The sequence below is a fragment of the Streptomyces sp. HUAS MS02 genome (assembly GCF_055702265.1).
The window spans coordinates 4,772,193-4,784,543 of the sequence record NZ_CM146747.1 but is presented as its reverse complement, the minus strand read 5'-3'; the positions used below and the strand labels follow the sequence as shown (position 1 = coordinate 4,784,543).

The following is a 12,351-nucleotide window of genomic DNA, read 5'->3' as shown; positions in this document are numbered from 1 at the left end:
CGGGCTCAGCCCTGTGCGGGGTCGGGTGCGGGCGCCTCGGACGGCGGGCCCAGTGAGCGCCAGGTGCCCGGCTTGGCGCCCCAGATGTACACGGCGTCGTCCTCGTGCATGATGCGCCACAGGCGTTCGGCGTCGGCGTAGCGGAGGTTCACGCAGCCGTGGGAGCCGCCCCGGAAGAGGTCGTCGAGGACGCCGTGGAAGGCCTGCCCGTCGTTGAAGAACTGGGCGAACGGCATCGGGGCGTTGTTGTACAGGTCGGAGAAGTGGTCGCGGTGCTTCCAGTACACCGTGTGCCAGCCGGTGCGGGTCTCCTCGCCGTCCTTGCCGGTGCGCACGGGCACCGGCGCGTAGATCACCCGCTTCCCCTGCTGCACCCACACCAGCTGCCGATCGAGGTCCACGCACGTCACCTGGTACGTGCGCACCGGACACTTCCCGGCCGCGTTGGGGTTGGCGCGGGCCTGCACCACCAGCATCGTGCGGTAGGTGGCGAGGCCCGCGTAGCCGTCGGCCGGCTTCACGCCCGTGCGCTGCTGGAAGGCACGGATCGCCACGCAGTCGGCGGTGGACTGCCGGCCGTCCGCCGGGAGCCTGAGGTGGCGTTCCAGGTCCCACTGGTAGGGCCCGGTCCGCGCCGTGCACTCCGGCGCGGGAGCCGCCTCGGCGTCGGATGCCGTCGTGACCGCGGGCTCCGTCGTGACCGCGGGCTCCGTCGTGACCGCGGGCTCCGACGTGGTGGCCGTTGCCGACGTGGCGGCGGGTGCCGCCGTCCAGCCCACCAGGGCGGACGACAGCACCGCGACCACACGTATCCGGTGTATCCGATGTATCCGGCTCTTCTGCGTCCTGCGGGCCTTCCGTGTCCTTCGTCTGGTCAACGCGGCCTCCGGTACTCGCTCACTCGCTCACTCGCCGAACCCCCTCCCAGAGATACGGCATCCGGTGCGCCCCGGAGACGTCCTGCTGGGCCGAACGGGCACCGGCGTCAGCACTTCTTGCCCTTGCAGGCCTCGCCCCGCGCGTTGGAGAGCTTCACCAACAGCCCCTGCCCCTGGGAGGCGTTCCGCGGGGTGAGGACGTACGGCCCGGTGACCGGTCGCCTCGGCTTGAGGTAGCCCTCGGGGACGTCCGTCTCCACCAGGTGGTACGTGCCGGGCAGCAGCGAGCCGAAGGAACAGCGGCCGGTGCGGGCGGTGGCGCAGTCGTTGACGAACCGGTCCTTCCTCGGTCCGCTCCGCTGCAGGCCGCGGACCCCGTTGGTGTCCTGCCACAGCTCGAACACCGCGCCGGGCAGCGGCTTGCCGCTCTTCTTGTCGAGCTTCAGGAGCGTCAGCCGCACCGACTGGGTGATACCGGCGTCGACCGTGTGGTTCACATGGCCGGGGTCGCCGACGCGGACCGTGGTCCGGCCGAAGGGGTCGACGTCGGAGTCGATCGCACGGTTCGAACCGGCGCCCTTGACCGTCCACTTGAGGGACGCGCGGCTCGGCCGCCCCGGCAGCGCGTTGGTGTCGACGCCGCTGTGGTCGAAGGAGACCCGGTAGGTGGTGTTCGGCCGCAGTCCGCCCTGGTCCAGGCTGCCGACGTAGTACTCGCCGTTCGCGTCGGTGCGCGTGACGAGGTCGGGGCCGGGTGACGACGTCGGGTGGAGCGTCACCTTCACGCCCTTGACCGGTGGCTCGGACGGGTCCTGGATGCCGTCGCCGTCGGTGTCGAACCAGACGCGGTTGCCGACCTGGACGGGTGCCCGGTCGCAGATCAGCTCCAGGTCGGCGAGGCCGTTGCCCTCGCCGAACAGCATGGCGCGCTGCGCGGCGTCGGGGCTCCAGGTCCGCTGCACCAGCAGGTTGCCCTCGGTCGTGCCCTTGGTGGCGTTCCAGCGGCGTACGCCCTGCTCCCAGGGGTGCTCGTCGAACGGGGAGTGGACCGTGCTCCACAGCTTGTTCCGGTACGGCTGGAGGGCCGTGCCGCCCAGGGTCACCTGGTCCTCGTGGGCGTCCGCGAGCCTGGTGGAGTCGGCGTAGAACTCGCCGTGGCCCGGCCCCTCGTCGTTGTTGGGGAGCGCGCCGTGGAGCGCGTCGCAGCGGGCGTTGTTCTCCAGCGTGTACGTCGTACCGGTCGCGCACACCCGCAGCACGTCACCGGCGGCGACGGCCCTGACCTTGGGGCTGACCCGGGGGGCGTTGAAGGGGTACGTCGCCGTGCCCTGCATGTCGGCGAACCGGTCGCGGAAGCCGAGGATCAGGTCGCCGTTGTCGGCGATCTCGATGTTGGACAGGATCGGCTGCGGCGCGGAGACGAAGGAGAGGCGGCCGGGGGTGGGGACGCGCTGGTTCCACGCCTCCCACATGGCGCTCAGCGGGGTGCCGACGCTGGAGGGCTTCGAGCAGCGGGGGGCGGTCGCGGGCGTACCGGTGAAGCGGTACGCGCAGCCGCGCGGGTAGTTCATCGCCGCCTGGAACAGTGGGCGGAACGAACCCCGGGTGAACTCGTAGACGTGCGAGGTGACCTGGGAGGGGTCGCCCCACGGGGCGGTCCTGGTGACCGTGTTCTCCGCGCCGCACACCCCGCCGACGAGCACACGGCCGCCGCGTACCCCGATGCCGTACGGGTGCCAGTGGCCGGCGCACTCCTCCGGCCGGGGGATGACGTGCGAGCGGTAGGTGCCCGGGTAGACCCCGTCGCCGGTGCCGCGGATCGGCACCGCGTACAGCCGGGAGTCGTTGAGGCTGACCGCGTAGAGGGTCCGGCCGTCACCGGAGACGTCGACGTCGCCGATGCCCTCGCGGCCGACCCTGCTGTAGACCGGGTTGTCGCGCAGCCAGTCGTCGGCCTCGTCGTGCTCGGTCAGCAGGCCCGGCAGGGTGACGAAGGTGCTCACCCCGGAGGCGCTGTTGCGGCGGTAGATGGTGTTGGTCGCGCCCGCCGGTCCGTACGCGGCGTGCCGCTTGACCAGCGTGCCCATGTACGTGTTGCCGGTCCGGTCGTTGCCGATGCCGAACACGGCGCCCTGCTGCTGGTTGTTGGTGAGCCGGGTGACCGTGCCGCCGGGGTGGGTGTCGGAGAAGTTCCCCGCGAACCGCACCAGGCCCGTGTGGGTGTCGGGGGCGTCGCCCTTCGTCAGGTTGCAGGTCACCAGGTCCGGGTTCTCCTGGCAGTAGACCCCCGGCTCCCAGAAGCCGGTCGTGTACGTCGTGTGCCGGCCCCCGGAGACATCCACGAAACCGACGCTGCTGCGCATGACGCCCGGTCCGTCGCCGAGGCCCGCGATCGCCGGCTGGAGGGTGCGGGGGTCGGGGTTGTAGGCCTGGACGCGGTACTTGCCGCCGCGCAGCGGGGTGGCCGACGGCTGGAACCAGGCGATGCCGTACGCGTTGGTGGTGCGGGTCTCCACGGTGCCGTGGTCGTCGGTGAGCGTGACCCGCACACCGGCCCGGCCCTTCTCCTGACCGTGGTCGTACTTCCCGTCGGCGTCCAGCTCGTTGACGACCCGTACGGTCACGTTGCCGTCGCCGGGGGCTCTGCCGTCCGCGGTGCCACTGGTGCCGGGGGCGGCGGGGGCCGCCTCACCGGCCAGCCCGACCACCAGCGCGGCCGTGACGGCCAGGGCCAGACCCACACCCCCCGGTGTTCTTCGCTTCACCACGTCTCTTCTCCCTGAAGTCCTGCCGAGGCGACGGAGCCCGGTGCCCGAAGCCGACGCCTGCATTCATATGAAGTGCCAACCGTCACTAATCAGGCTGAACGGGGCACGGGAGCGGGTGGGGCCGTCGGCCACGATGCCGGAAATGTGGAGATTCGGGGGAGGTGGAGGGGGCGAGGGAGGGGACCTCTGACAGCCCGCGCGACCGCCTCCCGCCCATAGGGTTCACCCGAACGGCACCGCCGAGGGGTCCCCACATGGCGTACTCACCGAATTACCGCTAGACGCTGCCGCACTCCGCTGGGGGCTGGTGCCGCTCTGTCTGTGGGGCGGCCGTCGCCGGTGCTCCGGTGGCCGACCGCTCGGCCGCCGCGGGCCACTGCTGTCGGCCGCCGCCCTGCCTGCCGCCCCGGTCGTCGGCTCTCCCGTCGCGGCGCAGCCGCCGCCGGCTGTCGCCGCGTACTGCCCTGCCTGCGTGGCGACCGCCGGCCGACCCGCGCGCCGGTCGCTGTCGACTCTCCTGGCGCCGACCGTTCCGCGGCCGACTCTCCCGCCGTGTAGGGACCCGGGCCCGCTGTGGAGGGACGGGTGCCCCGCCCGTGGACGGACGAGGGGTGGGCCCTCGATGGATCCGCCGCCGGTCGGTCTGCGGCCGGCAGCGACCCGGTCGGCTGTCCCGTGAGGGGCGGACGGATGCGCCTCCGGTCGTTTCTCCGCCGGCTATTCCCCGGCCGGTTCCGTGACCGTCGGTTCCGTGACCGATGGCTTCGCGGCTGTCGGGTCCCCTGCTGTCGGGTCCCCTGCTGTCGGGTCCCCTGCCGTCGGGTCCCCTGCCGTCGGGGCGTCGGTCGGCTGGTTGGGCAGGGGCTGTTCCGCCCAGATGACCTTGCCCTCGGGGAGGAAGCGGGTGCCCCAGCGTTGGGTGAACTGGGAGATGAGGAACAGGCCGCGGCCGCCCTCGTCGGTGGTGCGCGGGTGGCGTAGGTGGGGCGCGGTGGCGCCGCCGTCGAACACCTCGCAGGTCAGGGTGCGTTCGAGGATGAGCCGCAGCCGGATGGGCCCGGCGGCGTGCCGGATCGCGTTGGTGACCAGCTCGCTGACGATCAGTTCGGTGGTGAACGCCAGCTCCTCCAGCCCCCACACCCCGAGCTGCCGCGAGGTGGTCTTGCGGGCCTCCGCGACCAGCGCCGGGTCGGCCGGCAGCTCCCACGACGCCACCCGGTGCGCGGGCAGCCGCCGGGTGCGGGCCAGGAGGAGGGCGACGTCGTCGGTCGGGCGGGCCGGCGCCAGAGTGTCCAGGACGCGCTGGGCGTGCCGTTCGAGGGAGGGCTCCGGCCGGGCCAGGGCACGGCACAGCGCCTCCCGGGAGGCCCCGGCGAGCAACCCGTCGGTGTGCAGGGCGATGACCGTGCCCTCGGGGAGGTCCAGCTCCAGCGCCTCGAAGGGCTGCTGGTCGACGCCGAGCGCGGGCCCCTCGGGAAGCGCGGGGAAGGTGACCGTGCCGTCCGGGGCGACCAGGGCCGGGGCGAACGGCCCGGCGGCGGCCATGGCGCACCTGCCGGACACCGGGTCGTGGACGACGTACAGACAGCGCGCCCCGACCGTCTGACCGCTGCCCCCGCCCGGCTCGGCCCCCTCCTGCCGCGCCGACTTCGCCACCATGTCGTCGAGATGGGCGAGCACCTCGTCCGGCGGCAGGTCGAGGTCGGCGAGGGTGCGTACGGCCGTACGGAGGCGGCCCATGGCGGCGGCGCCGTCGATGCCGTGGCCGGCGACCTCGCCGACGACGAGGGCGACCCGCGCGCCGGAGAGCGGGATGACGTCGTACCAGTCGCCGCCGAGGCCGGTCAGTTCGTCGGCGGGCCGGTAGCGGACGGCGACCTCGGCCGCGTCCTGCTCGGGCAGCCGGCGCGGCAGCAGGCTGCGCTGGAGCACGAGGGCGGCGTCCCGCTCGCGCGTGTACCGGCGGGCGTTGTCGACACAGACGGCGGCCCGGCCGACCAGTTCCTCGGCGAGGCCCAGGTCGACCGCGTCGAAGGGGTCCAGCCGGTCGCGCCGGAAGAACGTGGTGATGCCGAGCGTGATCCCACGCGCCCGCACCGGAACGATCATCACACTGTGCAGCCCGAGCGCCTCCACGGGCATCGTCCGGCAGCCCGGGAGCGCCCTCGCCCACTCCGCCGACAAAGGGTCCAGCCGCGGCTCGGACCACGAACGGCCGTCGAGCAGGACCCGCACCGGGGGCGATCCGGCGGCGTAGGAGGCGACCGCGCCGACCTCCAGGACGGCCTCCGGCACCCCGTCGTGCACGGACTGCTGGGCGATCCGCCGCAGCGGCACGGAACCGTCGCCGAGGGGACCCGGCTCGGCGCCGCGCAGCACCGAGTCCAGCAGGTCGACGGTCACGAAGTCGGCGAGCGCCGGCACGACCACGTCCGCCAGCTCCTGCGCGGTCCGCCGTACGTCGAGGGTGCGGCCGATGTGCTCACCGGCACGGTCCAGCAGGGCGAGCCGGGTGCGGGCGCGGTGCCGCTCCGAGACGTCGACCACCGTGTAGTACACGCCGATGGGCCGGCCGTGGTCGTCCTCCAGTCGGGTGAAGGACATCGCGTGCGCGGTCTCGCGGTGCGGTGCGGACCGCACCCGGCCCACGTGCTCGTAGTCCAGCACCGGGACGCCCGTCTCCAGCACCTTCCGCATCTGCGTCTCGATGCGCTCGGCGTCGAGCCCCGGCTGCACCTCGGCGAGCCGCAGCCCCACCCTCTCGTGCGCCAGGCCGCCACCGAACCTCTCCAGCGCCGCGTTCGACCACACGAACCGCAGCTCCGTGTCCACGATCGCTATCCCGACCGGCGACCACGCGGTCATCCGCTCCAGCACGGTCCGGCTCATGTCCCAGCCGGGCGCCTGCGTGGCATCGGACACGAGAGCGACCCAGTGGGCGGGCCTGAGGGGGTCGGTGGAGGGAGGGGGAGCGGGTGGTGGCGTGGGGGCGGACCGTGCTGCCGCGGGGGAAGGGGCAGAGGCAGAGGCAGAGGCGGGGGGAGGGGCGAGGCGCGGCGGAGAGGCCGGCGACGAGGAGAAGGGCAGACGTCCGGACGGCGATGGTGACGGTGAGGGCGACGGCGAGGACGACGGCGACGGCGGCTGCGGAGGGGAATCGGGGGCGGCCACGGGGACGGGGACGTTCTGCCGGGCGGCCGGGCCGCCGGAGTGCTGCGCGGCGGGCCGTGGACCGGCGGCCACGCCGCCCGTGCCCTCCCGGGCCGGGGCCCGCCCGGTGGGGGCCGCGTTCGGCCGGGGCGCGCCCTGCGCCGCCGCCGGCGCCGCGGTCCGGGGCGGAGCGGGCTTGGGTGGAGCGGGCTTGGGTGGGTGCGGGTGCGGGTTCCGCCGGGGCGGGCCTCCGGCCGCCGTGGGACCCCCGCTCACCGCCTCACCCGGCACAGGTGGCCGCGCCTCACGGGTGGGGACGACGCGGACCATCACCTTGACGGTGTGGCCGTCGCGGTGGCGGGCGGTGAGGATGCCGGACCAGCCGCCGAGCGCGCGATGGGTTTCGGCCAGCGCGCCGATGCGTTCGCCGTCCTCGTCGACCAGGAGCGTACGGACACTGCGGCCCAGGATCTCGGCCGCGGGATACCCGAAGAGGCGCTCGGCGTCCCGGGTCCAGCTCGTCACGAACCCGTCCGCGTCGATCAGCAACGGCGCGGCGTCGGCCACGTCGAAGCGCTGACGGGAAACGGCACTGCCCCAGTCGGTCCCCACGGCGACCCTCTCTGTCGCTGAGACGTCCTCAGGCCCCATTATTCACCTTGTGTGATCGCAGGCAGGCCAACTTGTGACGGCGCATATCGCACGATCGCACGCCACGGCGCACGGACCGGCACGCACCAGCCCCCGCGCGGCCCCGCCGAGCCCCCAGCGGGCACCCGACCGCCCCGCCCGAGCCCGCCGCAGTCCCCCCGGGGCCCGCTTCACGGCCGTGCGGGATCGGTCACTATCGTGCGCTATGGGGACGAAGTCGCGCACCCGAGCGGCCCGGAGTCGCCCGCACTACCGCCCCCGCCCCCGCCCCCCCCCGGTGCAGTCGTACGCCGGTAACGCGCCCCCGTACGCCCTCTGAGCTCCCCCGTACAGAAACGACCGCCCCCTCCGCGAGAGGGGTGCGGAGGGGGCGGTCGACGGCCGATTCAAGCCAACTCGGGTGTCAGCAGTCGCGGAACTCCGGCGACTGGTTGAGGATCTGCGACCGCAGCGACGTGAAGCGGGTGTACGTCTCGCCGCCGCGCGCCTCCGTCGGGAAGACCGCCACCCGGTGGCAGTTCTGGAAGGCGAGCGCCACCCCGAAGTGCCGCTCCAGGCTCCCCCGGATCGCGTCGCTGGACAGCGCCCGCAGCAGCTGGCCCCGCTCCTTCTCCGACGGCGGCGGCGTCCGGTTGTCGGCGAACGGCGCGGAGCCGGCTCGCAGTTCACCGACGAGCGAGGCGATGAGCTCGTAGGCGTACGGCAGCGACGTGCGCACCGTTTCCACGAACTCCTCCTCCCGCACCTCGCCCTTCTCGGCATCGGCGAGCAGCTGCGGGGAGACGTCGAGCGACATGGGTGTTCCTGTTCTGATCAGAAGGAGACTACGGAGGGGGCGGCCCCGGCGGCGGTCGGCGCCTCGGGTCCGTGCTGGAAATCGGGGTCCACCTGGGCGGCCAGGTCGTGCCCGGTGGCGTCGTTGGCCCAGGCGGCGGCGTTGCGGAGGTGGAACTCGACGGCGTGGCGCTGGAAGGTGACCCAGTCCTTCGTGCGGGCGTCGACGGCGTCCTTCAGCAGGGTCAGCGCGTGCAGGTTGTGCGCCTCCAACTCGCCCTGCTCACGGCCCTGTTCCTGGGCGCGGACGTACGACGACTGCACGCAGTACGCCAACAGGTCCTCGCCCACGTGCTCCTTGAGGAAGAGCAGGTCGTCCTCGCCGGTGACCTTGTTGCCGACGACCGCGATCGGGATGCCGAACTCGGCGGCGTGCTCCCGGTACTGCCGGTACACGGAGACGCTCTTCCGTGTCGGCTCCGCGACCAGGAAGGTCATGTCGAACCGGGTGAAGAGCCCGGAGGCGAACGCGTCGGCGCCGGCGGTCATGTCGACGACGACGTACTCGCCCGGCCCGTCGACGAGGTGGTTGAGATACAGCTCCACCGCGCCGAGCTTGGAGTGGTAGCAGGCCACTCCGAGGTCGCTCTCGTCGAAGGCGCCGGTGACCATGAGCGGCACCTCGCCCACGCGCTCGACGTGCCGGGTGTGCAGGTCGTCGTCGCCGAGGAGCCGCAGCAGGCGTGAGCCGCGACCCGGCGGTGTCGTCTTGACCATCGCCTCCCGGGAGACGATCCGCGGGTTGGTGCCGCGCAGCAGGTCCTTGATCTCGCCGGTGCGCGAACTCAGCGGTGGGGCACCGAACTCAGCGTCCTCGTCCAGGCCCAGCGCGTGCGCGAGGTGCTGGTTGATGTCACCGTCGATCGCCACCAGCGGGGCGCCCGTCCGGGCGAGGTGCCGGGCGAAGAGCGCGGAGAGCGTCGTCTTGCCGCTGCCGCCCTTGCCTACGAACGCCACACGCATGGACCGTCACCTCGCTCGCCCTCGGCGGCACCCTTGACGCCGATAATGAAAATGGATGTCATGAACGTAGATTCGGGAGCGACGGTCGGCTTGTCAAATCCGCCCCCGATCAACTCCCTTGTGCACGTAAGCGAGTTGGCGAACCTTTTGCGGTGGGCCCGGTCCTGGGGTCCCGTAGGGGGCCTCATGGGGGTCCGGTGGTTTCCCCATGACTTCCCGATGGTTTCCCGATGGTTTCCCGGAGGAACTGATTCCCCTTGTGTCCCATATGTGCCCACGCAGGGTGCGGACGTGCCTGACGAACCGTCCAAGTCCGTGCTCCGGTTGGCGTTTTCCGAGGTTGACAGCCCCTACCCCTTGGTAAACGATGTCCCCACCCCGTGGCTCAAGTGACCCCTGAGCCCGGTGTTTTCTCCGACCACTCACCCCCCGGCGCGGCCTCCGGCTGCCCTCGTGCCGCCGTGCTGCCGCCGCGCCCAGGGGTCTCGTACGTATCGACGTTCCGAGTTCGAGAATGGGATCTGCATGTCCATAGCGAGACGTGTCATCGTGAGCCGCCTGGTGGGGACGGGCATCGCCGCTCTTGCGCTGAGCGCGGCGGTCTCGGCTCCGGCCTTCGCCACCGACACACCCGGCGGCGACGGTTGGGGCAAGAAGAGCTACGCCCCCGGCCAGGGCGCGGGCACGGCCACCGAGACCGACCGCTGCGAGTTCTCGCTGGACGGCGTGACGTTCGCCGGCTGGGTCAAGCTCGACGACCAGAACCTCAAGCCCAGCGACGACGGCAAGGTCCACATCAAGGTCCGCGCCGCCTCCGACGCCACGACCTGCACGGTCTCCCTCGCGTCCTACCTCGCCCACGGCCCGACCTTCGCCACCTCCGGCGAGCAGGTCTTCGTCGACTTCGACACGGTCACGGTCAAGCGCGGCGCGACGGACTCCCTCGACATCGCCGTCCCCGACGCGGGTTGCTACGCCCAGATCGACCTCTACCGGGGTGCCGTGAAGTTCGACGGCAAGCTCGACGCGAAGGACGGCTTCGAGCACGGCGACGTGCCCAAGGGCCCTGACCGCCCCGTCATCAAGGACAAGCTGATCGCGGCCTGGAACGGCGGCACGAAGGACTGCACCACCGAGCAGCCGCCGGCCGAGGAGAACCCGCCGGCGGAGGAGCAGCCCCCGACCGAGGAGCAGCCGCCGGCCGAGGAGAACCCGCCGACCGAGGAGCAGCCGCCGGCCGAGACCCCGCCCGCGGACGAGAAGCCGCCGGCCGACGACACCCCGAAGACGGAGTCCCCGTCCCCCTCCGAGTCCACCCCGGCCGCCCCCTCCCCGAACGGCGGTGAGCCCGGCGACCTCGCCGAGACGGGCGGCGGCAACGCCATCCCGATCGCCGTCGGAGCGGCGGCTCTGGTGGCCGCGGGCGGCGCGATCTTCGTCGTGACCCGCCGCAGGGGTGCGGGCCGCACGGGCGCGTGACCGCCCCGTAGCCCTTGTCCCACCTGCCCGAAGAAGCGGCGCCCGGCCTCCTGCGAGGTCCGGGCGCCGCTTCGGACATGCGGGCGCGGGCGGCGCACGTCGACCTATCGGGCCGTCCGCTCAGGGAGCGCTCACGTGCTGTTGCCGACCGCTGGGCAGCACATGGGTCAGACCTGGCCCAGGTCGATCTCTCCAGGGAAGGGGGCCGCTACTTTGATGACGCCGGTGAATACGTCTCCGTCCCGGTAGGTCCTTGTCGCGGGGTCGAGAACATAGGTGTAGACGAGAGGCACGCCTGTCGCGGCCTGCTCGATCCGCCAGTAGAAGGCGATGCCCGCCTTGGCGTACTGATCGACCTTCACGATCCTGTCGGTGGTCTCCGAGCCCGGCGACACCACCTCCGCGACCAGCAGCACGTGCTCAGGGCGGGTGGGGGTGACGTCGATCGTGTCCGCGCGGTACACGACGACGTCCGGGCGGCGGTTGGTGAGAGGGACGTCCTGAAGCCGGACGTCGAAGCCGGTGTCGGCATTCCATTCCGGGCCCGCGGCGGCGTCCAGGGCGTTCGCCAGAATCCGGGCCAGCCGGTTGTGCCGCTTGGAGGCACTCGGACTCACGACGACCATCCCGTCCACGATCTCAATACCGGCGCACTGTTCCTCGGACCAGGAGTCGTACTCCTGCGCCGTGATCTGCTCATGCATCCACGCCGGGGCCACCATCTCGGCCGTCATGAAGCACCTCCCGGTCACTGCGCTGCGGGCCCGTTCCCGATGGGCTCAGCGTACTGTCTGCCGTAAGTGGTGCACCGCTCGTCGTGGCGGACGGTCGCCCTGGACGTCGAGGTGGTGCTGTCACCGGCGAAGGCCCGGTGTCGGCTACAGGCCGACGGCCCCGCGAAACCGGGCGAGGAGGGCCTGAGCCTCCTCGGTACCCGCGTCGAAGAACTGCGTGGACAGCGCGACCGGCACCGTGTCCCCCCCGCATCCGCACCTCGTCGCAGGAGAAGCAGAACGCCGCCTCGAACAACACCAGGTCGAGGTCATCGCCGTACGCCCGGATTCCCCACCCGGGCGAGAACCCGCACCGATGCCGCACGCTCCCGGGCAGGGCCCCGACCAGGGCGAACAGGCCATCGATCTCGTCCCCGGCCCAGTGAGCGACCACCTCTCCGGGGTACGGGCCCCCCTTCCTGCCCGGAAGCCCGGAGATCCGTACGACCTCGATCAGCGCGGTGACGGCGACGGCCGGTGCGGGGAGCTGCATGCACGCAGTCTGCCCGGCGGTGCCGTGCGCCGACGACCGCCGACGTTCGGCCGAGCCGCCGCCCCCGACTCTCGGCAACGCGTGACGCGTTCCTGCGGGCCTCATAGGGGCGCGGGGCAACCGCGAAACGGCCCCATATCGCCAACTCCCGCCGCCGGAGCCGCTGTTCATGAGCGGCGAGGTACGGGCACACGGGACGGTCTGGGCACGAGGCCGAGGCGGCCACCGACACGCCTTCCATTGGAACGAGAGTCAACCTGAATTCCCTATTCTCGAAGTGGCGGTTGGTTGCCGAACGGACGGCGTACGTATATGCCCAGGTGCAGGAGCGGGCGTCCGTAAGTGTGTAGTTCTTGTGGTGA

Annotated in this window: 7 protein-coding genes; 1 reads left to right on the top strand and 6 read right to left on the bottom strand. The window is 72.3% G+C overall.

Translation table 11 applies throughout. The features are described 5' to 3' along the window. Nucleotides 1-5: 5 nt before the first annotated feature. The 5 genes from ACZ9QC_RS20475 to ACZ9QC_RS20455 all read right to left on the bottom strand — a co-directional run bounded on the left by ACZ9QC_RS20475 (nt 6) and on the right by ACZ9QC_RS20455 (nt 9,244). Nucleotides 6-806, bottom strand: coding sequence for a L,D-transpeptidase family protein (locus ACZ9QC_RS20475; RefSeq protein ID WP_472921458.1), 801 nt, complete (start codon nt 804-806; stop codon nt 6-8). 179 nt (nt 807-985) lie between these two features. Next, on the bottom strand, nt 986-3,646 hold the full coding sequence (locus ACZ9QC_RS20470; protein WP_472921457.1) for an SdrD B-like domain-containing protein: 2,661 nt from the start codon (nt 3,644-3,646) through the stop codon (nt 986-988). Nucleotides 3,647-4,363: 717 nt separating this feature from the next. Continuing rightward, nucleotides 4,364-7,408: a SpoIIE family protein phosphatase gene (locus ACZ9QC_RS20465; protein ID WP_472921456.1), complete on the bottom strand. Its 3,045-nt coding sequence runs from the start codon at nt 7,406-7,408 to the stop codon at nt 4,364-4,366. A 442-nt stretch (nt 7,409-7,850) separates the two neighbouring features. Next, nucleotides 7,851-8,243, bottom strand: coding sequence for an SCO5389 family protein (locus tag ACZ9QC_RS20460; RefSeq protein ID WP_472921455.1), 393 nt, complete (start codon nt 8,241-8,243; stop codon nt 7,851-7,853). A gap of 17 nt (nt 8,244-8,260) precedes the next feature. Then, nucleotides 8,261-9,244, bottom strand: coding sequence for an ATP-binding protein (locus ACZ9QC_RS20455; protein ID WP_472921454.1), 984 nt, complete (start codon nt 9,242-9,244; stop codon nt 8,261-8,263). Nucleotides 9,245-9,769: 525 nt separating this feature from the next. Here ACZ9QC_RS20455 and ACZ9QC_RS20450 point away from each other — a divergent pair. Continuing rightward, on the top strand, nt 9,770-10,723 hold the full coding sequence (locus ACZ9QC_RS20450; protein ID WP_472921453.1) for an LAETG motif-containing sortase-dependent surface protein: 954 nt from the start codon (nt 9,770-9,772) through the stop codon (nt 10,721-10,723). Between the two features lie 167 nt (nt 10,724-10,890). Here the strand turns inward: ACZ9QC_RS20450 and ACZ9QC_RS20445 are convergent, their stop codons facing one another. Further along, on the bottom strand, nt 10,891-11,457 hold the full coding sequence (locus tag ACZ9QC_RS20445; protein ID WP_472921452.1) for a Uma2 family endonuclease: 567 nt from the start codon (nt 11,455-11,457) through the stop codon (nt 10,891-10,893). Nucleotides 11,458-12,351: the final 894 nt, after the last annotated feature.

Bases quoted from the DNA above. Each gene is read 5' to 3' on its own strand.
- ACZ9QC_RS20460 (WP_472921455.1), bottom strand. From the start codon at position 8,243: ATGTCGCTCGACGTCTCCCCGCAGCTGCTCGCCGATGCCGAGAAGGGC.
- ACZ9QC_RS20445 (WP_472921452.1), bottom strand. From the start codon at position 11,457: ATGACGGCCGAGATGGTGGCCCCGGCGTGGATGCATGAGCAGATCACG.
- ACZ9QC_RS20450 (WP_472921453.1), top strand. From the start codon at position 9,770: ATGTCCATAGCGAGACGTGTCATCGTGAGCCGCCTGGTGGGGACGGGC.
- ACZ9QC_RS20455 (WP_472921454.1), bottom strand. From the start codon at position 9,244: ATGCGTGTGGCGTTCGTAGGCAAGGGCGGCAGCGGCAAGACGACGCTC.